At 56.0% G+C, this 24789-nt stretch carries 25 protein-coding genes; 15 read left to right on the top strand and 10 right to left on the bottom strand.

Annotated elements, in window-relative coordinates; genetic code table 11:
* Positions 1–9: 9 nt before the first annotated feature.
* A complete protein-coding gene (locus tag SADFL11_RS23160) occupies positions 10–903 on the bottom strand; it encodes a TIM barrel protein (RefSeq protein ID WP_008191034.1) in 894 nt (297 codons plus the stop codon).
* 25 nt (positions 904–928) lie between these two features.
* Positions 929–2032: a Gfo/Idh/MocA family protein gene (locus SADFL11_RS23155; RefSeq protein WP_008197054.1), complete on the bottom strand. Its 1104-nt coding sequence runs from the start codon at positions 2030–2032 to the stop codon at positions 929–931.
* Positions 2033–2175: 143 nt separating this feature from the next.
* Between SADFL11_RS23155 and iolD the strand changes: the two genes are divergently transcribed.
* The 5 genes from iolD to iolG all read left to right on the top strand — a co-directional run bounded on the left by iolD (position 2176) and on the right by iolG (position 7811).
* The gene (gene iolD, locus SADFL11_RS23150) at positions 2176–4041 is read left to right on the top strand and encodes a 3D-(3,5/4)-trihydroxycyclohexane-1,2-dione acylhydrolase (decyclizing) (protein ID WP_040450927.1); all 1866 of its coding nucleotides are present in this window, start codon (positions 2176–2178) and stop codon (positions 4039–4041) included.
* Entirely contained in the window at positions 4041–5027 is a 987-nt protein-coding gene (gene iolC, locus SADFL11_RS23145) for a 5-dehydro-2-deoxygluconokinase (RefSeq protein WP_008196583.1), read from the top strand. Before iolD ends, iolC begins: the two co-directional genes overlap by 1 nt.
* 103 nt (positions 5028–5130) lie before the next feature.
* Complete coding sequence (locus tag SADFL11_RS23140; protein ID WP_008191223.1) at positions 5131–5973, top strand: 5-deoxy-glucuronate isomerase; 843 nt, start codon at positions 5131–5133, stop codon at positions 5971–5973.
* Positions 5970–6821 carry a class II fructose-bisphosphate aldolase gene (locus SADFL11_RS23135; protein WP_008189189.1) on the top strand — a complete coding sequence of 284 codons (852 nt, stop codon included), beginning with the start codon at positions 5970–5972 and terminating at the stop codon, positions 6819–6821. The genes SADFL11_RS23140 and SADFL11_RS23135 overlap by 4 nt, the downstream gene beginning before the upstream one ends.
* A gap of 3 nt (positions 6822–6824) precedes the next feature.
* Positions 6825–7811, top strand: coding sequence for an inositol 2-dehydrogenase (iolG, locus tag SADFL11_RS23130; RefSeq protein ID WP_008195260.1), 987 nt, complete (start codon positions 6825–6827; stop codon positions 7809–7811).
* A gap of 55 nt (positions 7812–7866) precedes the next feature.
* Here the strand turns inward: iolG and SADFL11_RS23125 are convergent, their stop codons facing one another.
* The 5 genes from SADFL11_RS23125 to SADFL11_RS23105 are packed head-to-tail and all read right to left on the bottom strand — an operon-like array spanning position 7867 to position 12652.
* Positions 7867–9336 carry an aldehyde dehydrogenase gene (locus SADFL11_RS23125; protein ID WP_008196734.1) on the bottom strand — a complete coding sequence of 490 codons (1470 nt, stop codon included), beginning with the start codon at positions 9334–9336 and terminating at the stop codon, positions 7867–7869.
* An 8-nt stretch (positions 9337–9344) separates the two neighbouring features.
* Positions 9345–10379 carry an LLM class flavin-dependent oxidoreductase gene (locus tag SADFL11_RS23120; RefSeq protein WP_008192475.1) on the bottom strand — a complete coding sequence of 345 codons (1035 nt, stop codon included), beginning with the start codon at positions 10377–10379 and terminating at the stop codon, positions 9345–9347.
* Positions 10380–10381: 2 nt separating this feature from the next.
* A complete protein-coding gene (locus SADFL11_RS23115; protein WP_040450928.1) occupies positions 10382–11305 on the bottom strand; it encodes a flavin reductase family protein in 924 nt (307 codons plus the stop codon).
* A complete protein-coding gene (locus SADFL11_RS23110) occupies positions 11302–12081 on the bottom strand; it encodes an alpha/beta fold hydrolase (RefSeq protein WP_008196893.1) in 780 nt (259 codons plus the stop codon). Before SADFL11_RS23110 ends, SADFL11_RS23115 begins: the two co-directional genes overlap by 4 nt.
* Positions 12053–12652: an amino acid synthesis family protein gene (locus SADFL11_RS23105; protein WP_008190928.1), complete on the bottom strand. Its 600-nt coding sequence runs from the start codon at positions 12650–12652 to the stop codon at positions 12053–12055. The genes SADFL11_RS23110 and SADFL11_RS23105 overlap by 29 nt, the downstream gene beginning before the upstream one ends.
* 119 nt (positions 12653–12771) lie before the next feature.
* Here SADFL11_RS23105 and SADFL11_RS23100 point away from each other — a divergent pair, with 119 nt between their 5' ends.
* Positions 12772–13611, top strand: coding sequence for a LysR family transcriptional regulator (locus SADFL11_RS23100; RefSeq protein ID WP_008190203.1), 840 nt, complete (start codon positions 12772–12774; stop codon positions 13609–13611).
* A 104-nt stretch (positions 13612–13715) separates the two neighbouring features.
* Here the strand turns inward: SADFL11_RS23100 and SADFL11_RS23095 are convergent, their stop codons facing one another.
* On the bottom strand, positions 13716–14390 hold the full coding sequence (locus SADFL11_RS23095) for a GntR family transcriptional regulator (RefSeq protein WP_008197155.1): 675 nt from the start codon (positions 14388–14390) through the stop codon (positions 13716–13718).
* Positions 14383–15429: a Gfo/Idh/MocA family protein gene (locus tag SADFL11_RS23090; protein ID WP_040450929.1), complete on the bottom strand. Its 1047-nt coding sequence runs from the start codon at positions 15427–15429 to the stop codon at positions 14383–14385. Before SADFL11_RS23090 ends, SADFL11_RS23095 begins: the two co-directional genes overlap by 8 nt.
* Positions 15430–15603: 174 nt before the next feature.
* Here SADFL11_RS23090 and SADFL11_RS23085 point away from each other — a divergent pair, with 174 nt between their 5' ends.
* From SADFL11_RS23085 to SADFL11_RS23050, 8 genes are all read left to right on the top strand, one after another.
* A complete protein-coding gene (locus tag SADFL11_RS23085) occupies positions 15604–16617 on the top strand; it encodes a TRAP transporter substrate-binding protein (RefSeq protein ID WP_008196134.1) in 1014 nt (337 codons plus the stop codon).
* Positions 16618–16681: 64 nt separating this feature from the next.
* Positions 16682–17227, top strand: a complete 546-nt coding sequence (locus SADFL11_RS23080) for a TRAP transporter small permease (RefSeq protein ID WP_008192628.1) — start codon at positions 16682–16684, stop codon at positions 17225–17227.
* Positions 17224–18507: a TRAP transporter large permease gene (locus tag SADFL11_RS23075; protein ID WP_008190067.1), complete on the top strand. Its 1284-nt coding sequence runs from the start codon at positions 17224–17226 to the stop codon at positions 18505–18507. Before SADFL11_RS23080 ends, SADFL11_RS23075 begins: the two co-directional genes overlap by 4 nt.
* 16 nt (positions 18508–18523) lie before the next feature.
* Positions 18524–18814 carry a putative quinol monooxygenase gene (locus SADFL11_RS23070; RefSeq protein ID WP_008195368.1) on the top strand — a complete coding sequence of 97 codons (291 nt, stop codon included), beginning with the start codon at positions 18524–18526 and terminating at the stop codon, positions 18812–18814.
* Positions 18811–19605: an N-acyl homoserine lactonase family protein gene (locus SADFL11_RS23065; RefSeq protein ID WP_008195958.1), complete on the top strand. Its 795-nt coding sequence runs from the start codon at positions 18811–18813 to the stop codon at positions 19603–19605. The genes SADFL11_RS23070 and SADFL11_RS23065 overlap by 4 nt, the downstream gene beginning before the upstream one ends.
* The gene (gene otnK / locus SADFL11_RS23060; RefSeq protein WP_008193785.1) at positions 19605–20849 is read left to right on the top strand and encodes a 3-oxo-tetronate kinase; all 1245 of its coding nucleotides are present in this window, start codon (positions 19605–19607) and stop codon (positions 20847–20849) included. Before SADFL11_RS23065 ends, otnK begins: the two co-directional genes overlap by 1 nt.
* Positions 20846–21493, top strand: coding sequence for a 3-oxo-tetronate 4-phosphate decarboxylase (gene otnC, locus SADFL11_RS23055; protein ID WP_008196749.1), 648 nt, complete (start codon positions 20846–20848; stop codon positions 21491–21493). The genes otnK and otnC overlap by 4 nt, the downstream gene beginning before the upstream one ends.
* 12 nt (positions 21494–21505) lie before the next feature.
* On the top strand, positions 21506–22612 hold the full coding sequence (locus SADFL11_RS23050; RefSeq protein WP_008194264.1) for an isocitrate/isopropylmalate dehydrogenase family protein: 1107 nt from the start codon (positions 21506–21508) through the stop codon (positions 22610–22612).
* A gap of 13 nt (positions 22613–22625) precedes the next feature.
* Here the strand turns inward: SADFL11_RS23050 and SADFL11_RS23045 are convergent, their stop codons facing one another.
* Entirely contained in the window at positions 22626–23276 is a 651-nt protein-coding gene (locus SADFL11_RS23045; RefSeq protein WP_209002688.1) for an NAD(P)-dependent oxidoreductase, read from the bottom strand.
* 468 nt (positions 23277–23744) lie between these two features.
* Here SADFL11_RS23045 and SADFL11_RS23040 point away from each other — a divergent pair, with 468 nt between their 5' ends.
* Positions 23745–24776: a LacI family DNA-binding transcriptional regulator gene (locus SADFL11_RS23040; RefSeq protein WP_008196054.1), complete on the top strand. Its 1032-nt coding sequence runs from the start codon at positions 23745–23747 to the stop codon at positions 24774–24776.
* The last annotated feature ends 13 nt before the right edge of the window (positions 24777–24789 follow it).

Here is a 24789-nt window from a genome sequence, read left to right as displayed (position 1 = left end):
GTCCTGCCCTTATTTGAAACCGATGGATTCCAGATACTCACGGTTAGCCCGTGCATCGTCGATCGGCGACACATCCAGCGTCGGGTCACAGTCCTGCTCCACCGTGCACCATCCTTGGAACCCGTTGTCGAGAAGGATCTGCCGCACCTTTGGAAAGTCGACATCCCCGTCGCCGAGATTACAGAAGATTCCCTGCCCGCAGGCATCGTAGAAACCTGTCCGATTGGCGACCACATCGGCCTTAACTTTCGGGTCGACGTCCTTGAAGTGCATGTAGGAGATCCGCCCGATGTTGCGTTCCATGAAGGCGACAGGGTCAAAACCGGCATAAGAATGGTGGCCGGTGTCAAAACAGATCTTCAGATACTTCTCATCGACCTCGTTCAAAAGCCGTTCAAGCTCCGGCTCGAATTCCATGAAGCCAGCTGCGTGCGCATGAATTCCGACTGTCAGACCATAATTTTCGGTACCGATTTTTGCAGCCTCAGCAATACGGTCCCGGTATGCCGTCCATTCGGAAGCATTCATCTGCTCAGCTTCTTCAGGCCGCCCAGCGGTTGGGGCGCGGCGGAGTGAAATGGAATCGATCAGCACCATGTGCTGGGCACCATGTGCCACCAAAGCCTTGGCCGTCCGGTGCGTGCCGTCCAACACGTTCTCCCAGGCGTCCGGGTCATGAAACGGCCGGAAAACGACACCACCAATTAATTCCAGGTCATATTGCGCAAGGGCTTCCGAAAGGACCGCAGGGTCTTCCGGCATGAAGCCGACAGGTCCAAGTTCAATGCCCTTGTATCCTGCTCCCGAGCACTCTTGCAGGACAGTCCTCCAGGCCGGATTGCGTGGATCGTCAGGAAACTCAACGCCCCATGAACACGGCGCATTGCCAATTCTAATGCTCATCTTGCAAGTCTTTCAAACAGTGCTGTTAGGTTGATTTCAGAGGTTGCCAGCTCTTGGTCCGTGAGGATTCCATGGCCGCTTCCACAATGTGTTTGACGGCAAGACCATCCCGGAAAGTCGGCCAGATCGACGCCCCCGAATGGATTGCCTCCAGGAAATCCTTGGCCTCAATAATGATCTGGTCCTGATAACCGGTCCCGTGGCCAGGTCCTTGGCAAAATGGCAAATAATCGGGATGCGCGGGGCCTGTCAGGATTTTCCGGAAACCTCGGTCCGCCTCCTTGTCATCCATTAGATAGAGCCATAGGGCGTTCTGGTCTTCCTGATCGAACCGGATAGCGCCTTTTGTTCCTGTGATTTCGTAGGCGTATCCCATCTTCCGGCCAGTCGCGATCCGGCTGAAGTACATGTGTCCCATCGCTCCGTTTTCGAAGCGTGTCATCATCTGACCATGGTCGTCATTGGTCACCTTGCCGCCAGGCCGATTCTCGTGAACCCGTTCGATCTCAGCCATAACGCTGCGCACCGGGCCAACCAGCGCAAGCGCCGCGTTGATCATGTGCGGCGCAAGATCGCCCATGGTCCCGTTCGCATCGCCATCCGTGCGCCAGGACGCCGGAGCCATCGGGTCAGCGAAGAAGTCTTCCGTATGCTCACCTCGAAACCATGTGATGTTGCCAATGACACCATCTGCGATAAGTTTTCGGGCGTACTGGCTCGCTGGTGTGCGTATATAGTTGTAGGCGACCATGTTCACGCAACCGCTATTTTCCGCAGCTGCGACCATGGCCTCCGAATCCTCCAGGCTTGCGCCCATCGGCTTTTCGCAGAGGACCGGCTTGTTCCAAGAAAATGCGGCTTCGGCAATATCCCGGTGAGTAGATTGTGGGGATGCGATAACGATCGCCTCGACCCTTGGATCTTCGACGAGTTCTTGCCAATTGGCTGCAGCGCGGTTGAAACCGAAGGCATCACGATACTTTTCAGCAGACGCAAGTGAACTTGCACACACCATTTCAAGCCGTGGCCGCAACGCGGTATTGAAAACAGCACCGACGGCAGACATGGCAACGGCATGCGCCTTGCCCATGTAGCCTCCGCCGAGGATACCGATCCCGATTTCCGCCATGCCTCACTCCCGTTTCCGGTTTTCGTTTTGCCTCTTTCGAAAAAGATTTGCAACCGGTTGCAAAATTTGTATCTTGAGAACCAACAACGCGCAAGCACCAATCGATTGCCTTGCGAGAAAACACGTTACAGGGAGAGACCTGGATGAGCTCCAAGACGGTGCAGCTCACAACTGCACAGGCCATTATCCGCTACCTGGCAAATCAGTTTATCGAAGTCGATGGCAAGGAAATACGTATTTGCGGCGGCGGCTTTGGCATTTTCGGCCACGGCAATGTGACCTGCCTTGGTGAGGCCCTTTACAATCACCAGGGAGAGCTGCCCCTTTATCGTGGACAAAACGAACAGAGCATGGGATTTGCTGCAGCCGCATATGCCAAGCAGTGGCTGCGGCAGCGGTTCATGCTCTGCACGGCCAGCGCTGGCCCTGGCACGTCGAACCTTTTGAGTTCTGCTGCTCTGGCCCATGCTAACCGGCTACCCATGCTGATGTTGTGCGGTGATTCCTTTCTCACCCGTCTGCCCGACCCGGTCCTGCAACAGCTTGAGCACTTCAACAACCCGACACTCGGCGTCAATGATGCGTTCAAGGCGGTGACCCGCTATTGGGACCGGATCACGCATCCGGCGCAGGTCATTCAGTCGCTCCCCGCAGCCCTTGCGACGATGCTGGACCCGAGCGACTGCGGACCTGCATTTCTGGGCCTTCCCCAGGATGTGCAAGGCTGGACCTGTGACTACCCAGAAAGCTTCTTTGAGCGCCGGGTACATCGCATTCGCCGGAGTTCCCCTGATGAAAGGGAAATTGCAGATGCGGCGGCACTGCTGAAGACGGCCAACCGCCCCCTGATCATTGCCGGTGGCGGTGTCCAATACAGTGGCGCGGTCAACGAACTCACGGCCTTTGCGGACAAACACCAGATCCCGGTGGTCGAAACGATCGCAGGCCGCGCCAATCTCCTGGCAACGCATCCCTTGAACGCGGGCCCGATCGGCGTAACAGGGTCGAACAGCGCCAACAATCTGGCGGAACAAGCAGATGTCATTCTTGCGGTCGGCACCCGCCTGCAGGATTTTACAACCGGATCCTGGACCGCATTTTCCCATGAGGCTCGTTTCATTTCGATCAACGCCGCCCGCCATGATGCCGGCAAACACATGTCGACCCCTGTTGTCGGCGACGCAAAACTCGGCCTGTTGGCTTTAGGTGAGGCTTGTACGGACTACAGGACACCTTTGGACTGGACAGGGGTAGCAAGCGAAGAACGGAAAGCCTGGGACACATACGTTGCCGACAATGTATCCTACGGCAATCGTCCGAACTCCTATGCTCGGGCGATTGGCGTGGTCAACGAACTCTGCGATCCACGGGACCGCGTCGTTGCCGCGGCCGGTGGCCTGCCAGCGGAAGTGACGGCCAATTGGAGAACCCTCGACATTGGTACCGTTGATGTCGAATTTGGCTATTCCTGCATGGGATACGAGATCGCCGGTGGCTGGGGCGCACGCATTGCCCAGTCCGAACGCGAACCGGACAAAGACACGATCGTCTTCACCGGGGACGGCTCCTATCTCCTGATGAACTCGGATATTTACTCGTCCGTCCTGACAGGCAAGAAGTTGATTGTTCTGGTGCTCGACAATGGCGGGTTTGCGGTAATCAACAAACTGCAAAACAACACCGGCAATGAGAGCTTCAACAATCTCATTGCGGATTGTCCAACCGTTCCAGAACCGTTTGCTGTCGATTTTGAGGCCCACGCCGCATCGATGGGCGCGCACGCGGAAACGGTGTCCAACCCGGCAGAACTTGGCGAGGCCTTCAAGCGGGCCAAGGCGGCCAATAAAACCTACGTCATTTGCATGAAGGTTGATGCCTATGAAGGCTGGACAGCCGAAGGACATGCTTGGTGGGAGGTTGGAACCCCGCATGTGACCTCGAGCGACAAGGTCCGGGTTGCGCACGAGGACTGGGAGTCCACGCGCCCGAAACAGCGCCGGGGGGTCTGATGCTTCTTGAAGCGATTGCCCGGAACAATTTCGTTGTGGTGGGACGCGCCGGGATCGACTTTTTCACCGACGCCGGGGTGCGGGCTGAGGATGCTGAGCGGCTCGGGGTCGGTCTCGGCGGATCAGCCGCCAACATAGGCGCCGGCATCTGCAAGCTTGGCGGCAAGGCTGCTCTGGTCACACGGGTTTCGGACGACAGTGTAGGCAGCTACTGCGTTGGTCAGCTGAAGCACTATGGCGTCGATACGGAGCACGTCACGCCTGTTGGCGGTGAATACCGCAATTCGCTTGCTTTCTACGAGTCTGTGGTCGAGGGGCACCGCAATGTCATCTACCGCAACGGCGCAGCCGACTTTCAGATGGATGAGCACGACGTTGCCCGCGTCGACTACGGCAAATATGGCGCGCTGATAACCGCCGGCACTGTCTTTGCGGCTGAGCCTTCGCGAAGCGCAACCTTCAAGGCCTTTGATCTTGCCAAGGCTGTAAACCTGCCCCTGATCTTTGATGTCGATTACCGGCCCTACTCCTGGCCATCGGCGGAAGTCGCCGCCGATGTTCTGTCCCGCGCTGCGGCACAGTGCGACATGATTGTCGGCAATGACGAGGAATTCGGCTTCATGGCCGGAGACTATGACAAGGGGCTTGAGAAAGCCCGCGAACTCGTAAGCACAACAGCTGAGCTGGTGATCTACAAGATGGGCGAAGCTGGAGCGATCACCATTACCCGCGATGGCGAGTTCAGAACGGGTATTTATCCGGTTGAGGCTCTCAAACCGAATGGCGCAGGTGACAGTTTCATGAGCGGCCTCATGACGTCCATCGCCGATGGTTTTGTGCTCAAGGAAGCCATTCTCCGCGGGTCCGCCTGTGCATCCATTGTTGTTGCCAAACCCGGTTGCGCTCCCGCAATGCCAGACAAAACCGAGTTGGAGGCGTTCTTGGCCTCGCATCCCGGCCCGACACAAGAGCATCGGACGTTTTGATGATAACCCTCAAAGATGCTCGACCACTTTAAGAGCGATCAGCTTCCGGCATGATTTCGATCCCGATTTCTCGCCCGCTGATCCAGTCTGAAAGGACCATTCCATGCATATCGCGCCTCATGACAACCAGAACAAGCCGATCGTGGACATCGACGATCCGACCGTTCCGCTGAACTATTTTAACATCGTCAAGCTCCAGAAGGGCGAGGCCTTCCACTTTCAGGTCCCTGGTTATGAAACTTGCATCGTGCCTGCGACCGGCACGGTGACCGTTGAGGTTGAGGGCATCACATTCGACAAGCTCGGCAACCGCGGCGACGATGTCTGGGACGGGGAGCCTGAGGGCGTCTACATCCCTGTTGGGGCAAAGGTGACGATCATCTGCACATCAGATGAAACGGAGACGTTCATCGCTGGCGCAAGGTACGACAAAGTTCTGGAGCCGTTCGATGTGCGGGTCGATGGCATCGACCTTGTTCAATACGGGTCGGACGACACCAAGACGCACCGCAAGATCAAGCACATCCTTGGACAAAAACAGCACGGCAAGGTGGGCCGTTTGCTGGTCAGTGAGCTCTTCACAGTTGGCCAGGGCGGGTGGTCCGGCTTTCCGGCCCACAAACACGACACCGACCGTCTGCCGCATGAAACCCGGCATGATGAGACCTACAACTTCCGCTTCCGGCCGAAACACGGCTCTGGTGTCCAGATCCTTCAGCGCGAAGAGGGTGTTCCCGGAGAAGCCTATCAGCTGATGGATGGCTCGACCTTCATGATTGACAAGGGCTACCACCCTTGCGCCGTCATGCCCGGTTACGAGATGTATTACTTCACCATTCTGGGTGGGCTCAGCCAGCGATCACTGGTGCAGTATTTCCAGCCGACCCATGCCTATCAGATCGAGACGATCCCCGGGATCAAGGATATGGTGGCCAAATTCAAATGACACTGGCAACACTTAGCCAAGTCCTTCAACCGGCCTTGAAAGACGGTTATGCCGTCGCCGGTCTGGTCACGCTCGGCTGGGAAGACATGCGCGCCTATGTGGCCGCTGCCGAAGAAGAAGGTGTTCCGGTGATCTTGCAGGCGGGCCCCTCCTGCCGCAAGCACACACCTCTTCCCGTTCTTGGCGCGATGTTCCGGCACCTCGCGGAAGGCTCAACCGTCCCTGTGGTGGCGCATCTTGATCACGGCTACACATTCGAGGAATGCCAGCAAGCGCTCGACAGCGGGTTCACATCGCTGATGTATGACGGGTCGCGCAAACCGCTTTCCCAGAACATCGATGAAACTGCGCGGATCGCAGAACTTGCGCATTCCGCTGGGATATCATGCGAAGGTGAAATCGGCTTTGTCGGATATGCGCATGGGGCTGCCTCTGAAGGCACGGACCCGGTGGATGCTGAAAAATTCGCAGCAGACAGCGGCGTGGACGCCATGGCGATTTCGGTTGGCAATGTTCATCTTCAGGAGAACAAGGAAGGCGGGCTTGATGAGGCCCGCATCAGCGCGATCCAGGCGCGAACCACAGTCCCGCTGGTCATCCATGGGGGCTCCGGTGTCCCTGTCGAGCAGCGGCAGAAGCTCGCCAGAACTACGAACATCTGCAAATTCAATATCGGAACCGAGCTGCGCAAGGCCTTCGGAACTGTGATGCGGGACGCGGTCAATAGCGATCCGGACCGGTTTGACCGGGTGACGATCTTATCAGAAACACATGATCCGATGGTCGCAGCGACCCGCACTGTTCTCAAGGCCTTCGGTGGCCCATCCAGAAACGAACCCAAGGAATAGGAAATGGTGAGATTTGGACTGCTCGGATGCGGACGCATCGGTCAGGTGCACGCCCGTGCCATTCAGGCGTCTCCTGACGCGAAGCTGGTGGCGGTCGCCGATGCGTTCGATGCACCCGCTCAGGCGCTTGCGGCGGGAACCGATGCAGAGGTGCGTAAGGCCGCGGACATCATCGAAGGTGATGACATTGACGCCGTCCTCATCGGCACGCCAACGACGACCCACTACGACCTGATCCATCAGGCTGCACGGGCAAAGAAGGCGATTTTCTGCGAAAAGCCGGTCGACCTGTCCTCTGAACGGGTGCGGGACTGCGTTGAAGTGGTCAATCAAAATGGCGTCATGTTCCTGACCGCCTTCAATCGCCGGTTCGACCCCAACTTTGCAAACCTGCAAAACCGGATTGCGGGCGGAGACATTGGGGATGTCGAGCTGGTCACCATTTTGTCGCGCGACCCCTCCCCGCCGCCGATCAACTACATCAGAACATCCGGGGGACTGTTCCGGGACATGATGATCCACGACCTCGACATGGCCCGGTTTATCCTTGGCGAAGAACCCGTCACGGTCTTCGCGGTTGGCTCCTCCCTGGTCGATCCGGAAATTGGCAAGGCGGGTGATGTGGACACCGCGGCGGTGACGCTGACAACGGGAAGCGGAAAGATCTGCCAGATTTCAAACTCGCGGCGGGCGGCATACGGCTATGACCAGCGGCTGGAAGTGCACGGTTCGAAAGGCATGCTGAGGGCAGAAAACATCCTGGAAAACACGGTCGAGATGGCCACCCAAACTGGCTTTGCAAGAGCTCCCGCCCAGCATTTCTTTCTAGAGCGCTATGAAGCGGCTTATCTAGCGGAAATCACGCATTTCATTGACTGCCTGAAGAACGGTACAAATCCATCTCCACACATTGAGGACGGACTGCGCGCGCAGATCCTGGCAGATGCAGCGGCAAAGTCACAAGAAACCGGCATGCCAGTGTCAGTTTGACACTCGATTGCCTGCTGCGGCTCTCATCACACCAGTAATTGGTCGGTTTGTGCCGTCAACGCATGACGAATGGATTGGCCATCGGTTCGCCGGAGGTGTTGATCCAGACGGTCTTTGTACGGGTGTAGTCCAGAACGGCCTCGATGCCCGCTTCGCGTCCGTATCCGGATTGATTAAACCCACCGAATGGGGCGATTGGTGAAATCGCTCTATAGGTGTTGATCCAGCAGATCCCCGCCCGCAGTCTGGATGACACGCGGTGCGCGCGTGCAACGTCCCGCGTGAAGATGCCCGAGGCGAGACCATACGGCGTGTCATTTGCAAGCGCGATGGCCTCGTCTTCAGTGTCGAACGCCAAAAGCGACATGACCGGCCCGAACATTTCCACCTTCAATGTTTCGATGTCGCGGTGCGGGCAAGCAACGAGCGTCGGCGCCATATAATTTCCCGAGCACTCAAGCGGCGCACCGCCAAGGCGGATTTCCGCGCCTTGTTCGATCGCTTTGTTCAGCGTGACCTTGATCTTATCTATCTGAGCGGATGTGCAAAGAGGCCCCACATGAGTTGTGGCCTCAAGAGGATCTCCAACCGAGATACGAGCTGCTTTTTCCGTGATCTTGTCGATCAGTTCTTCAAACACCGTCCGTTGGATAAGAGCACGGGATCCGGCAACGCAGCTTTGACCCGATGCACCAAAATTTCCGGCAATCAAGCCGTTTGCGGCGCCATCAAGATCCGCATCGTCAAACACCAGAACCGGAGACTTGCCGCCAAGCTCCAGACTTGTGACCGCAAAACTCTCAGCTGAGTTTCGTACCACATGCCGGGCTGTCTCCGGCCCGCCGGTAAAGGCGATCCGGTCGACATCCGGGTGCCGGGTCAAGGGGATGGCGCAGTTTTCTGCATCGCCGGTAATGACCGAAACGACCCCCGGCGGAAATCCTGCCTGATTGATCAGTGAGGCAAATTCCAGCATGGGTATGGGCGCGATTTCCGAAGCCTTCAAAACCACGGTGCAACCTGCAGCAAGTGCCGGCCCCAGCTTGGTTGCCGTCAGAAACATCTGGGCGTTCCAGGGGACGACAGCTGCAACGACCCCAACCGGCTCCCGTTTGGTGAACACATGCATGTCCGGTTTATCGATAGGAAGCACCGATCCTTCGATCTTGTCCGCGAGCCCTGCATAGTACCGATAAAAATCGCCGACATACTGTGTCTGCGAGAGGGTTTCGGCGAGCAGTTTTCCGCTGTCGGTTGTTTCCAGCCTCCCGAGTTCTTCAGCGTGGGCCTCGACCAATTCCGCCAGTCTGAACAGCAACTTGCCGCGCTGTGTCTGGGTGAGATCGCGCCATGCAGGGTCCTCGAGAGCTCTCCGGGCAGCTGCAACGGCCCGGTTCACATCCCTTGGATCCGCACAGGCGAACGATGCCCACGTGTCACCCGTCGCCGGATTTTCAGTATGCAGGATTTGACCGCCGGAGCCCTCACAGCGCCCGCCATCGATAAAAAGCTGATAGTGCTGCATCTTTTCTCCTAACCGAACGCTGGCATGACGTCGTCAATGAACCTGCGCAGCGAGGCTTGCTTGCGTTCAAAACTCATGCCGCTGTCGATCCAGAACGAATACTCGTCGTACCCCAGATCTTCGTAGCGCTTGATGCGGTCGATGACGTCCTGCGCCGTACCGATTGTCAAATCCCGGGCCATGTTCTCCGGGGCCATCATCTTGTTTGCGGCCAATTCGTCTTCAGACAGGTTTTCAATCAATCCTTGAGAAACAGCACGTTTGTTCTGAAACCAGGCACCAAAATAGCAGTAGAACCGCGAGAGTTCCTTGGCGGCCAGAACCGCATCATCAGAATCGGACGCAACATAACTGTGGTGCAACAACATGATCTTGGGCCTCGGGCCATGATGACTAACGCACGCTTCATTGAAGCGGCCCATCAGGGTTTCAATTTCTTCCATGCCCTGCCAAAGCGGGGTCACCTGAATATTGAAGCCTTGGTGGACACCGAACTCATGGCTGTTCGGGTCTCTCGCGGCAATCCAGATTGGCGGGCCGTTATCTTGCAGCGGCTTTGGAGCCGACGTGGTCGCGGGAAACGAGTAGTAACCGCCGTCATGCGCGCAATCCCCTTGCCACAAGGGACGAAGCAGCGGGGCGGTCTCCCGCATGCGTTGGCCTGCCTCCCAGGGCTCGAGCCCCGGCATCAAGCGCTCATATTCATAGGAATAGGCGCCCCGAGCAATTCCAAGTTCAATCCGGCCCCCGGTCATCACGTCGGCCGCGGCGGCCTCCCCAGCCAGTTTGATCGGGTGCCAAAACGGCGCAATAACGGTTCCGGTTCCAAGGCGTGCATTCTTCGTATGATGCGCCAGGTCCACGAGCGTCAAAAATGGGTTGGGCGCAATCGTAAATTCCATCCCATGGTGCTCACCGGTCCAGATGGCGCGCATCCCGCCCTCATCCGCCAGTTTGCATAGAGACACAAACTCCTCATAGAGGATCTCATGCGGCTGTTGCGGCGTAAGCCGCTCCATATGAGCAAACAGGGAAAACTCCATGGTTAAACTCCCTCCGAAAGCGTGTGAATTTCTCCGGTCATGGTGTCCCCGAGATAACAATTGAGATTGCCTGTTGCGCATTCCCGATCGTAACGGGCCATCATGCTGGCAAGCGTCGGACTGGCATACGTCAGAGTAGCCAACTCTTCGGGAGGCACCGCAGTGAGTTTCGTGTCTGGAGCGACATGGGTTGCCTGCGCCAGAAGATAGGCAAAATGCGTCGACGCATCCGCATCATCAAAAACGGAGTAGACGGCGCCAAAGCTTGCCGTAATGCCGTTGTCTTGAAGAACGGTCTGAAGAGATTTTCGAAGACCGGTCTTATCTGGAACGGAACATTCCGGCAGCCGGTAACCGTCTGGTGTCTTTTCAAGCAAGACCCTGCCCTCATGGCGGATAAGTGCCCCGGCGATATTCACTTTCGCCGCCGGATCGCGCGCGCTGCGCTCCCGGGCAAGACTGAAGAACTGACCGTCGGCGTATCCAAGCCCTTGACCGGGCCTTTGCGCAAAACCGATGACCTCACCAATCAGGACCACATGGTCGCCGGCCGGAACCGTTTGGTGGGTTTTGCATGAAAATCGCGCAAGTGCGCCTACCGGAAAGGGTATGCCGTCGGCATCAAATTCATGCGGTGTTTTGGCAAACCGGTCTCCCTTATATCCGGCAAAGGTGTTTGCAACGTCCGTCTGGCCGTCCTCAAGAATACTGACGCAAAACTGATCGCACTCCGCAAATGCATCGTAACTTGAAAGGAACTTGCCAGGGCAAACAAGCAGCAATGGCGGGTCCAGCGACACGGATGTGAAGGAGTTCGCGGTGAACCCGACAGGCGTTCCGTCAGCCCTGCGGGTAGTCACCACCGTAACCCCGGTCATGAAACGGCCAAAGGCGCCGCGCAGTTCTTTCGGGTCGATCGGTTTCATGAATGGCACTCCGTTGCAAAAGCCATCAAAGCCCGGGTCACCTCCTCATGGTGCGTTATCGGCATCATGTGGGCCGCGTTTTCAATCACGTGTACCCGTCCATTGGGGGTTAAGGCGGCCATGGCCTGTGACATCGCGGGTGTGGAATTTGGCTCAAGGCCACCGGTCATGAAAAATGCCGGACACTTGAGGGACATGAGTGCCCGATCAGATAGCCCATCTTCCCTGGCAAACACCTCATATGCTGTCCGGTAACCGTGAAGATCGGCACCTTTCAGCCAGGCCTCGCAAGCGCTGCGGGCCTCCGATGGTTCTAACCCGAACCAGCGATCAAGTGTCGGTTCCGGATTTGGAACGGCTTCAGACCCAAGGCTTTCCGCACGATGCAGAACTGATTGTTTGGCGGCATCAGAGCGCCGGTAAATCGCATTCAGCGCCGCCACACCTTCGATCATGTCTGGATAACGCGCAGCAATGTCGAGAGCGATCATGGCCCCCATGGAATGTCCGACCACCACAGTCGGCCCGTCCAACAATCGGGCAACTGCGTCTGAATAGGCTGACAAACTGGCTGGTCCTGCCAAATGGGTACTTTGACCGTGGCCCGGCATATCGGGTGCGATCACCATAAAACGAGCCGCCAGGTGCAGCACCTGAGCCGCCCAGGCATCAGCCTGCAACCCGACACCGTGGAGGAGTAGGACACAAGAGCCTTCGCCTTCCTTGATGAAGGCCAGGCCTCCCTGATCAAACCGCGGCCGGGTTGTCCAGGCCACGGCCCATCTCCTTCAAATCCTGATACCGGTCACCGATACGGTGGAACGGCCGGCCCGACGTCGCCCCCCCAAGCGCCACAACAACTTCGTCGGCGCGCGGAGCATCGGGAATAGAAAACTGGATTGTCAGATAGTGGGACCGCCTACCGGCATCATTCTTGTCCATGAGCGGGATCATGATGGGAGCGTTTGCCGGGCCCCGGGTGTTGCTGAAAGCGAGATAGGACTTGGCTCCGACAGCTTCCCGATAAAAATTGCCGAACCTCAACGTATGGATCAGCCCGGATGCATGCTCAATTTCACCGTCTAGACCCACAACAGCCGCCTTGCCGTAAGCTTCAATCGCCTCGCCGTTGCCGCCGAGCTTTAAAATCCGGTCTGTAAGCAACTCACCAAGCACGGGGCCAAATGCCAGAATTTCCGGTTTTAGATCCTCAACGAAACGGCCTGACCACGGGTTTTTGACCACTGCGGCAGCAGCGAATACGTGCCATGGCTGTTCTGTCACTCTGAAGCCCTCGATCAGGATCTCTTCTTCGTAAGCAACGATTTTCCGGATTTCCGGCTGCATTCAAGGCCCTCCCTTCCACACTTGTGGTGGTGAGCCCGGAGTATCCTGATGCTTGACAATCGGCACAAACGAATGATTTTGAGGCTTAGATATTAGTTAAACTTATGGATTTGTTATACATGGCCTCTGCACTGCCGCCGCTGAACTGGTTTCGCGCATTTGAAGCTGCAGCCCGGCATCTGAGTTTTACGGCTGCAGGCAACGAAATCGGCATGACCCAATCCGCTGTCAGTCAACAAATCAAGGCGCTGGAAACCAAGTTGGGTGTGCCGTTGTTCGAACGAAAAGCTAGGGGATTGGCACTGACTGATGATGGCCGTCGGTTGCTTCCCCAGGTCGACGCGGCTCTGGACACGTTAACGGCCGCCACCCGATCCTTCATACCCGATCAACCGAAGAAGCTCTTGACGATTTCCGTTTCCGTCAGTGTGCTTCAATGGGTGATTGGCCCAACGCTCCCCGCCTTCCGTGCGAAACATCCGGATATAACTTTGCGGTTTATCGGGGCCATTTGGCCGGATGAATTCAGCCGCTCGCTTGCGGATGTCATCATCAGTTTCGGCTCACGGAAACAGGCGGGCTCCAATGCCGCCCTGCTTGGCAGCGACAAACTGACTGCACTCGCGCCAAGGGACATGATCTCATCATTGGATACGTGCCCGGTCATCGGCACAGTCGGAATTTCGGGCGGTTGGTCAAAGTGGATGGCGGCAACCGGGATAAGCTGTGCAGACCCGACCATTTATGTGGATTCCTACGGCGCAGCTCTGGATCTTGCCAGCAACGGAAACGGGATATGTCTCGTAAACGAAACCCTCGCTCAGCACGCTGTTCAATCCGGGTCTGTGGAACTTGTCAGCCCAATCACAATCGATGCCAATGAGGCCTACTTCGTCGAGACAAACCCCGCATCACAAGATGCAGATACGTTCAGGAAATGGCTCGAAAGCACCGTCTAAGACGGCGATTAGTCTTGGTGGCTCAAACGCAAACCTAACATGCAATCCAACCAGACTTGGTCGGAGACCAGAACTGGAAGAAATTCACGTCTTTGCCTTGAGGTTTAAAGCTGGAAGAGTCGATGCCTTTTCAAGAGATCGATCAAGACTTCTCGTGCGTGGCGCCGGTGGAGGCGGTGCTGTTCACGGGCGCTCGCAGCGTCGCCTGTCCGGATCGCATCATAGACAGCCCTGTGGTCCTGGTTAGACTTGATCGGAAGTGGCCGGATATAAAGCGTCATCGCCCGCGCCCGGCGCACCTGGTTCGCCATCATCGAAACGATGTTCTGCACCCGGGAATTCCCGCCTAAACGCACAAGCTCTGTATGGAAGGCGTCATCCGCTTCGGCCCAGGCATCACGATCCTCATCGTTCAAGGCCCTGTCCATCGCCTCAATCGACGCTTTCAAGTCGGCCAGATCCGCCTTGGAGTAGTGCTTCCTTGCAGCTTCTTCAGCCGCAAGGCTCTCCAGCTCCGTCAAAACCGCATAGATCTCTTCCATATCTGTCAGCGACAGGGTCGCGATTCGGACCCCCTTTCTCGGCCGCACCTCCAGTAGTCCTTGCTGCGCAAGCATCAAGGTGGCTTCCCGAACCGGCGTCCGAGACATCCCCAAACGGCCTGCCAACTCACTTTCCAGGTGATCGGATCCTGCAGCCAACTCGCCGTCGAAGATCAATTGACGGATCTTCTCCATAGCCTGAGTGGTGATGGTTTTCGGTTTCGATGGGTCAAGCATATGCAACTTCTCGGATTTTTCGGCCCTGGCGATCAGCCTCGTAGATCATCTTTTCGAGCGCAATCACCTTTAGGTAGTCTCTCGCCTCGTTTTCAAGTGGTTTTCCGTCGAGCACCCCGTCAACCACATGGGTGATCAGGTTCTTAACGCAATCCCCGCCAAACCCTTTCCAAGACTGCGGTTGAAGAAGAACCGTTTCCGTCACATTGCCAAACGGGCGGAGTGTCACACTGCCGTCTCCAGACAGAGTGATTGATCCAGCCGTGCCCTCAAGGCTAGCGTCGCCGAGCGTTGTACGGCAATTTTCAGCGGCGTGATCCAGCAGGCGATTGCCATCAAACAATGCCCGCACTCCGCCCGGATAGTCGAACACGAAATATCCGGCATCTTCTCCCTTGATGACGGGATTAAGCCGCCGCAGGTCAGCATAAACCGCCTCCGGTTCGCCAAGCAAATAGCGGAAAGTGTCGACCCAGTGGACACCTGTCTCGTGGATCAAGAGCTGAGGCATATCCTGAAAATATGGCTGCCGGTCCAGATAGGCGCGCGGCCCTTGTCCATCTCCTGTCCGAAGGCGGAAGGTCAGCTGCAAGACGTCACCAAGCACCCCGCTGTCCAAGGCATGTTTGAACGTCCTGTACCACGGCTGAAAACGAAAATTCTCATGAATGACAAGCACCACTCCGGCCTTTTCTGCAAGCCGGGTTGCCTCATCAGCCTCTTCAAGTGAGGTACAAAACGGTTTTTGGCAGATAATTGCACGCACGCCTTGTGAAATTCCTGCCTTGATGGCCGACAAATGGGTGGGAGGCGGTGTGATGATATCCAGAAGGTCCGGACACGACATTTTGAGCATCACAGCGAGATCTTCAAACGCTGCAAGCCCGGTTGCCTTCGCCTTTTCCAAGTCCTGATCGCAAGCACCGACAAGAACAACGCGACCTGTGCGACGCCAGGCATCGTAGTGAAATTGCGCGAAGTACCCGGCACCCAGGCAAGCGACCCGTAGGGGCTGCGTCTGTTTTTTCTGTTGGTTCATTGTCATTCCGCTCCGCCCAGCACGACTGAAACGTTGACGCCTGAATGCGTCCCCTCCGCCACACTGTATTTTTGATAGTCGACACGAGCGAAGTTGACAAGGGATTGCATTACGTATACGCAAATCAATGTGCAAACCAATACGGCTTGAAGAGAGCCGCGGGAGGAGACCGAAATGTTGGAAAAGAAATTCTTGAGCCGGCTTATGGCAGGCGTTGCAGTTGCAGCCGTCGGATTGAGCAGCGCACATGCTGCAGAAAAGCTGCGCTTCAGCCACACCGATAACCCTGGCGGATCTCGTCAGGCCGCCGCAGAACTGTTTGCCGAGAAAGTCGCGGAATACACCGATGGCCGTTACGAAGTGCAGATTTACCCGTCCGGGCAGCTCGCAAACGACCCGAAAGCTATCGAGCTGCTTCAGCTCGGCGGCATTGACTTCACGGTGTCGGCAACAGGCAGTTACGCAACCCATTTGCCCAGCCTGAACCTTACGGCCATGCCGTTCCTTGTCGACACATACGAACAGGGTTGGGAGCTCTATGACAATTCAGAGTGGCTTCAAGGCGAGTTCCAAAAACTGCCGGAAAAGGGGTTCCGTGTATTATCGACATGGGAAGCTGGCTTCCGTAGCTTTACGACAAATGAACCCCTGACATCTCCGAAAGATGCCGAATCCATGAAAATGCGGGTCTTTCCGAACGACATGATCCGCTGGTCCATGGAAGCCATCGGTTTCCAGACCGTTGTGATGCCAATCACCGATGTTTACCTCGCAATTCAGCAGGGCATTGTGAACGGCCAGGAAAACCCGGTGGACACCATCAGATCACTCCGGTTCTATGAAGTGGCACCAAACATCACCTTGACCCGTCACGTTTACAGCCCGCTTCCGCTGACTGTTGCCGAAAAGACTTGGCAATCGTTCTCTGAAGAAGATCAGGCAGCGGTCCTAAAAGCTGCCACGGAATCTGCCACCTTCAGCCGGCAACTCGTCCAAAGCTCGGTCGACAGTCAATTGACGGAAATGCAGGAAGCAGGTGCCGTCGTAAGTGTGCCGGAAATCGGCCCGTTCCGTGAGGCGGTACAATCCGTTTATGCCAAGGCCAAGGACGTCTACGGCGCAGAAGCCGTCGATAACATTCTTGGCGATGCAGCAGCCATCCGCGAAGCCCTTCCCGCCCAAAACTGATCAAGCGTTTGGGTGTCAACTGGCCGGAGCTTGAAGCACACGTTGCTTCGGTTCCGGCGCTCTCTTGAAAGACTTTGCCTTGGACTACCGAGATCATTATCCGGCTGTGCTGCGCTGGCTCAGCCATATGGTGGACTTTTTTCTGGCGCTTGCCGGTTTTGCCATCGTCACCCTGGTCTTTTGCAACGCCTCTTTGCGTGGGTTTGCAGGCTTCGACCTTGCCTGGTCGTTGGAAGTGACAAGCTTTCTGCTGCTTTGGAGCACCTTTATCGGATGCGCCGCGGCGATTGCGCGCGGTGCGCACATGCGCGTTACAGAAATCGTTGAAAACCTGTTGCCTGTGCATTTGCAACGGGTTTTGTCGATCGGGATTGATGTAATCATCACGTGCCTCCTGATCAGCCTGATCTATACCGGCTACAACATCTCCATCCATACATGGGCGCAAAAAACAACCGTGCTCTACTGGCCGGTTGGCTTGCTTTACGCCTCCATGCCGGTCGGCATGTTGCTGACGCTGATCTTCCATCTGTTTAACATGGTGTTCGACATCCGGAATCCGGTCGTGCCCCACTCCACCCATTCTGACGGCGGCGAGGCCTTGCTATGATCCTGTTGTTTGTCGTCGCGGTTTTTCTAAGCACCGTGTTTCTTGGAATTCCCCTTGTCTGGGCCATCCTGATAACGGCTGTCCTACCAATAATCGTGTTTGATCTCGGATATCCGCTTCAGGCACTGTTCTTGAACTTCATTGGCGGCGTGGAGCCGAACCATTTCCTGGCAATCCCTCTCTTCATTGTTGCGGGCGAAATGATGAGCCGCGGCGGTGTCGGGCTGAGAATCATTGGATTTGCAAGAGCTGCCTTCGGGTTCATGGCGGGTGGCCTCGGCATGGTGGTTGTCGGTGCTTCAATGATCTTTGGCGGCATTTCAGGTTCTGCCATCGCAGATTCAGCGGCTATCGGCTCGGTGATGATCAAGAACATGTCCCGAGAGGGTTACGACAAAGCGTTCGCTGCCGGTCTCGTCGCGGCGGCTGGAACTATCGGGATCATCATTCCACCCTCCATCCCAATGCTTATTTACGGCTTCGTCGGAAATGTCTCGGTCGCCGACCTTTTCATTGGCGGTATGGTGCCAGGCATTCTGTTCGGCGCGTCCTTCATGGGCGTCTGCTATTACGTCGGAAAAACAACAAATTGCGACCCGGGCGGCCGGACGACAACCCTGAAGGAGCTGACCTCCTCATTCATCGGGACCGCCCCTGCCTTGTTTATGCCCGTGCTGATCCTGGGGGGCATTTTCACCGGCTGGGTCACGCCGACTGAGTCTGCGGCGTTAGCTGTAATCTATGGGCTCATCGTCACAACGGTCGTCTACCAGGATTTCAACATCAAGGACCTACCGCGACTACTGATCGACTCCTTCGTTACCAGTTCCGTTGTGATGGTTGTTATCGGAGCCACAACAGTACTCGGCTGGCTGATCACTTTGGAGCAAATGCCTCAAATACTGGTTGGTTTCGTGCAGGAGTTTTCAACGGGCCCATGGATGTTCCTTCTGCTGGTGAACATCGTTTTGCTTGTCCTTGGACTGGTCCTCGATCCTGTCCCGGCGATCTTGCTGACCGCTCCTCTGTTCCTGCCAACCGCTAAGATCTTTGGGGTCGATCCGGTGCACCTTGGAGTGATCATGACCTGTAACGTGGCCGTCGGGCTCTTTACACCGCCAGTTGGGGCAACACTTTATGTAGCATCCCGCATATCCGGCGTAGGTGTCCTGTCCATCGCGCGCCGCATGCTTCACCTTTATCTGGCTGCTATTTTTGCGCTTCTGCTAGTCACCTATTTCCCGATCTTCACCATGGGTATGGTTGGGTTGTTCAGGTAATTGCAAGGACCAATCGATGTTTGTTGTGACAGTCACATTTCAGATCAAACCGGATCAGTTCGAGGCGTTCTTGCCGTTGATGGTCCAAAATGCGCAGGCCTCACTCACAAAAGAGGATGGATGCCGGCAGTTTGATGTCTGCACCGACGAAAACCGCCCCGAAGAGGTTTTCCTGTACGAGGTCTATGAGGATGAAGCGGCGTTCCAAGTACATTTGACAACACCGCATTTTCTGAAATTTGACGCTGAAGTGGCAGAAATGATTAGAGAAAAAACCGTCAAGACTTACAAAGGGGTCTCGCAATGAGCCCTTGGGAAGTCTACGCCGTCAAATATGCAGAGCGAAACGTCAGGACTCGCCGGGACAGTTTCCTGTTTGATGACAATCATGACCAGCCGCATGACATGGACTATTTCATCTGGGTTCTGCGCCGGGGTGATGAGCTCATTCTGGTCGATACCGGATATGATCATGAAGAGGCAGATCGGCGTGGCCGACCGGTGTTGAAAGACCCGCGAGAAGCTCTTCTCCCGCTCGGCATCTCCCCAGATAAGGTCACGACCATCATTGTGACGCACCTTCACTATGACCATGCTGGCGGGCTGAAACACTTCCCAAATGCGACCATCCATCTGCAAGCGGCAGAAATGGCATACGCAACAGGTCCCTGCATGTGCCACCCGGTTTTGAAGGCCCCCTTCACAGGCGAACACGTCTGTGAAGCTGTCCTCAGACTTTATTCAGGTCGTACTACGTTTCATGAAGGCGATGGCGAGGTCGCCGAAGGGGTGACCGTTCACCGGATTGGCGGCCACAGCAAAGGCTTACAAGCGGTCCGGGTGCTAACCAGTGCCGGTTGGCTGTGTCTGGCATCGGATGCGGCGCATTACTATGAAAATTTTCTCAAGGAAAAACCATTTCCGATCGTCGTAGACTTGCACGAAATGCTCAATGGATTCAGGCGCATCCGCACCCTTGCGAGCGACGACAGACTGGTCATTCCGGGCCACGACCCTTTGGTTCGCAAACGGTTCCCAATTTTTGGCGCGGATCACATCTTGCGCCTCGACCGGGGACCATCTGAGGAGGCCGGCTAATGAAACTTGGCGTCATCGCAGATGATTTCACAGGGGCGTCTGATATCGCACTGATGCTCTCTGAGGCCGGCATGCAAACGGCACAGTTTGTCGGTGTACCCAGTTCAACGGAGGCTAGCGGCTCTGGCACAAACTGTGATGCTGGCGTCATCAGCCTAAAATCACGGACGGAGCCCGCCGTAGACGCGATCCGGCAATCGCTGGCCGCATCGGACTGGCTGCTCTCGCAAGGATGCGAGCAAATCGTTTTCAAGGTTTGCTCAACGTTCGATTCAACGGATGAAGGCAACATTGGCCCAGTGACCCAAGCTCTCGCCGAACGGCTCGGCGAACAAACAGTCCTCGTTTGCCCGGCTTTTCCAGAGAATGGACGTACGGTCTATCAGGGACATTTGTTCGTCGGGGAAACGCTCTTGAATGAAAGCGGAATGCAGAACCATCCGCTCACCCCGATGCGAGACCCGGATATTCGACGGGTTCTTTCAAGGCAAACGACTTGGCCTGTTTCGCATATTGCACACAGGACCGTTCGGCAGGGGGCGGAATCTATTGGTGACGCGATCAATGCCAAAACGGGCTCGATGGCGATCCTCGATGCAATCACCGACGAGGATCTCATTGCGATCGGAAAGGCAGCGGCTGGCCGCCGTCTTGTTACCGGAGGATCCGGGATCGCAATCGGCCTACCGGCGAATTTCGGCATCACCCCACATCAGCATAGCTGGACAGGCATAGGCGGCAAAGCGGTAGTGTTGTCCGGATCTTGTTCGACGGCAACACGCGGCCAAGTGAGCCACTACAGGCAAAAAGCCCCCAGCCGGGAAATCATGGTCGAGGATGTAATCGGGGGATGGGTATCGATAGACGAATTGGTTGAATGGACCATCAGCCAAGACGAACCGCCACTTCTTTTTTCTTCGGCAGACCCTGAAACCGTCAGTCAGGTCCAGCAACGGTTCGGTCGCGACAAGAGTGCATCTGCCATAGAAAACCTGTTTTACGATCTTGCCGCAGCTCTCGTTGGCGCTGGAGTTGAACGCATCGTGGTCGCAGGCGGGGAAACGTCAGGCGCTGTCGTATCCGGGATCAAGGCATCCACTTTTGAAATTGGCCCTCGGATCGCTCCTGGCGTCCCTGCTTTGAGTGTCGCGGGCCAGCCGTTGGCACTCGCCCTCAAATCCGGCAACTTTGGGGGACCAAACTTTTTCGAAGACGCTCTTCACGTTCTGCGGGCAGGCTCATGAGCGCTATTACCAAAGCCCGCGAGCAAATCACCGTGATGGCCAAATCTCTTTATGACCGCGGCCTGACCCATGGATCGACCGGCAACATCTCTATGCGTCTGGATGACGGCACCTATCTGGTCACACCAACAGGTTCATCCATGGGCTTTCTTGATCCGGCCCGCATTAGCCATCTGTCGGAGACTTGGGCGTTGCTGTCTGGAGATGTGCCAACAAAAGAAATTCCGTTGCATACGGCGTTTTATGAAACCCGAGGAGCGACCGGTGCCGTTGTGCATCTGCATTCATGCCATTCAGTGGCATTATCTTTACTGCCGGAAATCGATCAGGACAGTGTCCTGCCTCCCCTCACAGCTTACGGGATCATGCTGCTTGGCAAAGTGAAGCTGCTGCCGTTTTTTGTGCCTGGCGATACAGCCATGGGCAGCGCCATACGCGGGCTGGCCGGCAAACGATCAGCAGTCATTCTTGCCAATCATGGCCCCTGCGTCGCGGCCAAGAACCTTGAGGCTGCCGTCTACGCTATGGAAGAGCTGGAGGCTACAGCAAAGCTGGCTCTGTTGCTGCGCGGGACCTCTCCGTCTCTTCTGGCCCCGGAACAGATATCACAAATCGTCACTCGTTTTGATGTTGATTGGACGTAAGGAACCGTACTCATGAAAATTGCGCTTATCAGAGGAGACGGGATAGGCATCGACGTCGCGGACGCTGCAATGGCTGTGCTCGAGGCTACACTTCAAAAAACCGGACAGCCGAAACCTGAGCTGGACGAAATTCATGCCGGCGCAGCGTATTTCCAGGAAACTGGCCAGGATATAGAGGCAGACGGAGAAGAAAGGGCTGAAGCCGCGGATGCCATCTTCCTGGGAGCCATTGGACTACCATCCATTCGGCACGCGGATGGAACGGAAATCTCTCCGCATTTAAGGCTGCGCGATCGCTTTGGTCTTTATGCTGGTGTACGCCCGGTCAAAGCCTATCCCAATGCCCCGCAACGGCTTGCCGATCCGCGGGCCGCAGAGATTGATCTCATCATCTTGCGCGAGTCCACCGAAGGTCTGTTTTATTCTGCAGCAGCACACAAACGCTCGCTCGTTGTGAACGATGACGAAGTCCAAGACATTCTGCGGATCACACGAAAGACCACGACTAAGCTGCACCGGTTTGCCTTCGATCTTGCCCGGAAACGCCAGAATAAAGGATTTCAAGGACGCCTCACTTGCGTCGACAAGGCCAATGTTTTTACCTCCCTCGCCTTTTTTCGCCAGATCTTCGATGAGGTGAAAACGGACTATCCGGATGTTCTGATCGGCTACAATTATGTCGACGCCCAGGCTCTAGACCTCGTCCGCAAGCCCTGGGACTTTGATGTGCTGGTGACCGAAAACATGTTTGGAGACATTCTTTCCGACCTCGCCGGTGGGCTTGTTGGCGGAATGGGGATGGCCGCGTGTGCGGAGATCGGCGACCATACTGGACTGTTCCAGCCGGCCCATGGCAGCGCGCCGGACATCATGGGACAGGACAAGGCCAATCCGCTGGCGGCGATCCTTAGTGGTGCTTTGATGCTCGATTACCTCGCCGAAAAACTGGGCAATCCGCACCTCTCTGACGCTGCCGATCTCATTAACCAGGCAGTTGATGATGGGTTCCGCAACAACCGTCTGCGGCCTATAGAGTTCGGCGGCGACATGGGAACCCGCGCGATCACAAAGGCGATCACGGATACCGTATCCGAAAGCCGCCAGATCGCCGCGCAATAATCACCTAAAGTGATCATAAGTTTGCTGACGGCGCATAGGCTTCAGAGTTTATCATATGAATTGGTTTGCCAGCAGCGTAGGCGTTGACCTGATCGAAAATATCCGAGAATTGCAGATCGAACTCGTCTTCGGTGACATAACCGACATGCGGTGTCGGCAACACGTTTGGATGAGTCAGAAGCCCGTTATCCCGATCGCGTAGTGGCTCCTGGTCGAAGACATCAACGGCCGCAAATATCCGCCCACAGGCGACTTCTGCTTCAAGAACGCCTGTTGCGATAAGGCCGGACCGTGAGGTATTCACCAGGAGCGCGCGGGATTGCATGTTCGCAAGGTCGGCCTCCGTAATGATGCCGCACGTTTCTGGCTTCAAGCGAACATGCAAGCTTACAATATCTGAGGAGTTGAAAAACACCTCCCGGCTTTCGGCAACCCTTGCGCCTTCCTTGATCGCACGCTCGCGGCCAGCGTCAGATGCCCACCATTGGACGTTCATTCCGATGGCTTCAGCATAGCCTGCAACGGCTTTGGCAATCCGGCCATAGCCATAGAGCCCGAGCGTTCGGCCCCGCAGAGTACGTCCGACACCCATTTGCCATTCTCCGGCACGGATCGACGCCACCTGCTGTGGGATCTGGCGATAACTTGCCAAAATCAGCGCCAAAGTCATCTCTCTGCAGCAGCGTAAGACGGTGTCCCGGAATGCATGTTGGAACATAGGAGAACGCCGTTGGCAGTGCAGGCCTTGGAATGGCGCTACCGCCAAGATACGGGATGTATTCTGGATTTGAAAATTGCCTTGCGTAGCTGTGCAGCAGATCTGAGGCGGTTACCTTAACCGGAGCAGCAACATGTTCGCTCCCGTTCAAACATAGCGGTGATGCTCCAAGCGCCTACAAACACCTGTCCAGCCTCACCCTAAGATGGGTCATTGTTCATGCTGTTTTAGTGACCGGGTGTCTCCTTTATCAAAACATCGAGTTCATTGTGAGACGTTGTGTTGTCAGTAGCTTGACCAATTTCAGCTACGCAAACTAATGTAATGTCAAAAATTGTCGCGCGGAAACATAGACAAGTGTATTTTTCCAAAAAATGCGGCTCATGATGCGGATGCACCGGAAAGGCAGAACAAGTGGTTGAGCGGAAGCTGAAGAATATGGAGGAGTTTGCAGCGGTCAGCGGCATCTCCCGGCCAACGCTCTCAAAATACTTCAACAATCCCGAGAGCGTCCGCCAAACGACAAGGTTGCGAATCGAAGACGCTCTGCAAAAATACGATTACCGGCCAAACATTTTTGCAATGAACCAGAACCGCAAGCTGACCAAGAATGTCGGCATTGTCGTCCCCTATCTTGCCGATCCATTCTTCACAGAAATTGCAAGGAAGATGGAGCAACGCTGTTTGGAGGCCGGGTTTCACCCAACCCTTTACAGCGCCCACGGCCAACAACAGCTCGAGAATGAGATCCTTGATAGTCTGCGGTCTCTGAAGCCAGCCGGGGTCCTGCTCGCACCGCTCGGCCGGGCTTCCGACAAATTGTCCGTTGAGAAATTCTGCCAGGATGTCCCAACTGTTCTGTTTGACAGCAACATTGCAGGCATCGGGGAAGCCTTTGTGGGATCTGATAACTTCAGCTTTGTCTCCCAAACTGTCGACTATCTCACCCGAACGGGCGAACCACCAAGTTTCTTTGAAATGCGCACACCTGCCAACCCAAACGCAAACAAACGGCGGGCTGCCTATGAACAGCTGATGGCCGAGCGCAACCTCGAACCGCGTATTCTGAAGATTGAGGGCGAGGGCTGGGCGTTTGAACAAATCGGGCGCGACGGTGCGCTTCGCATCCTGGAAACCGGCGGCTTTCCCACCAACACCGTGTTGTGCAGCAACGATCGGCTGGCGATCGGCTTGCTATCCGCCTGTTATGAGAAAGGCTTGCGGGTCGGGCGCGGTGCTGGCTGCGCCATGAGGGTCGCGTCCCATGACGACCACCCATTTTCAAAATTCACCTGCCCGTCTCTAACAACAGCAGCCCACGACTACGACAGCGTGTCGGACCACGCATTTAAAACCCTCAACAACCTCATAGAAGCTGGTGGGCGATTTGCCCGCCGTGAAGAAACCGTCTTCTCAGCGCGCCTGGTTTTACGCAGTTCTGCGTAGATTAAATTTTACG

Source organism: Roseibium alexandrii DFL-11 (assembly GCF_000158095.2).
Taxonomy (GTDB): Bacteria; Pseudomonadota; Alphaproteobacteria; order Rhizobiales; family Stappiaceae; genus Roseibium; species Roseibium alexandrii.
The sequence above is the reverse complement of the archived record's forward strand: the minus strand, read 5'-3'. Positions and strand labels throughout refer to the sequence as shown.

Coding starts and splice junctions, on each gene's coding strand:
- SADFL11_RS23160 (WP_008191034.1), bottom strand. CDS start 903: ATGAGCATTAGAATTGGCAATGCGCCGTGTTCATGGGGCGTTGAGTTT.
- SADFL11_RS23070 (WP_008195368.1), top strand. CDS start 18,524: ATGTTTGTTGTGACAGTCACATTTCAGATCAAACCGGATCAGTTCGAG.
- otnK (WP_008193785.1), top strand. CDS start 19,605: ATGAAACTTGGCGTCATCGCAGATGATTTCACAGGGGCGTCTGATATC.
- iolG (WP_008195260.1), top strand. CDS start 6,825: ATGGTGAGATTTGGACTGCTCGGATGCGGACGCATCGGTCAGGTGCAC.
- SADFL11_RS23065 (WP_008195958.1), top strand. CDS start 18,811: ATGAGCCCTTGGGAAGTCTACGCCGTCAAATATGCAGAGCGAAACGTC.
- iolD (WP_040450927.1), top strand. CDS start 2,176: ATGAGCTCCAAGACGGTGCAGCTCACAACTGCACAGGCCATTATCCGC.
- SADFL11_RS23075 (WP_008190067.1), top strand. CDS start 17,224: ATGATCCTGTTGTTTGTCGTCGCGGTTTTTCTAAGCACCGTGTTTCTT.
- SADFL11_RS23120 (WP_008192475.1), bottom strand. CDS start 10,379: ATGGAGTTTTCCCTGTTTGCTCATATGGAGCGGCTTACGCCGCAACAG.
- SADFL11_RS23105 (WP_008190928.1), bottom strand. CDS start 12,652: ATGCAGCCGGAAATCCGGAAAATCGTTGCTTACGAAGAAGAGATCCTG.
- SADFL11_RS23135 (WP_008189189.1), top strand. CDS start 5,970: ATGACACTGGCAACACTTAGCCAAGTCCTTCAACCGGCCTTGAAAGAC.
- SADFL11_RS23050 (WP_008194264.1), top strand. CDS start 21,506: ATGAAAATTGCGCTTATCAGAGGAGACGGGATAGGCATCGACGTCGCG.
- SADFL11_RS23095 (WP_008197155.1), bottom strand. CDS start 14,390: ATGCTTGACCCATCGAAACCGAAAACCATCACCACTCAGGCTATGGAG.
- SADFL11_RS23125 (WP_008196734.1), bottom strand. CDS start 9,336: ATGCAGCACTATCAGCTTTTTATCGATGGCGGGCGCTGTGAGGGCTCC.
- SADFL11_RS23100 (WP_008190203.1), top strand. CDS start 12,772: ATGGCCTCTGCACTGCCGCCGCTGAACTGGTTTCGCGCATTTGAAGCT.
- SADFL11_RS23090 (WP_040450929.1), bottom strand. CDS start 15,429: ATGAACCAACAGAAAAAACAGACGCAGCCCCTACGGGTCGCTTGCCTG.
- otnC (WP_008196749.1), top strand. CDS start 20,846: ATGAGCGCTATTACCAAAGCCCGCGAGCAAATCACCGTGATGGCCAAA.
- SADFL11_RS23085 (WP_008196134.1), top strand. CDS start 15,604: ATGTTGGAAAAGAAATTCTTGAGCCGGCTTATGGCAGGCGTTGCAGTT.
- SADFL11_RS23140 (WP_008191223.1), top strand. CDS start 5,131: ATGCATATCGCGCCTCATGACAACCAGAACAAGCCGATCGTGGACATC.
- iolC (WP_008196583.1), top strand. CDS start 4,041: ATGCTTCTTGAAGCGATTGCCCGGAACAATTTCGTTGTGGTGGGACGC.
- SADFL11_RS23115 (WP_040450928.1), bottom strand. CDS start 11,305: ATGAAACCGATCGACCCGAAAGAACTGCGCGGCGCCTTTGGCCGTTTC.
- SADFL11_RS23155 (WP_008197054.1), bottom strand. CDS start 2,032: ATGGCGGAAATCGGGATCGGTATCCTCGGCGGAGGCTACATGGGCAAG.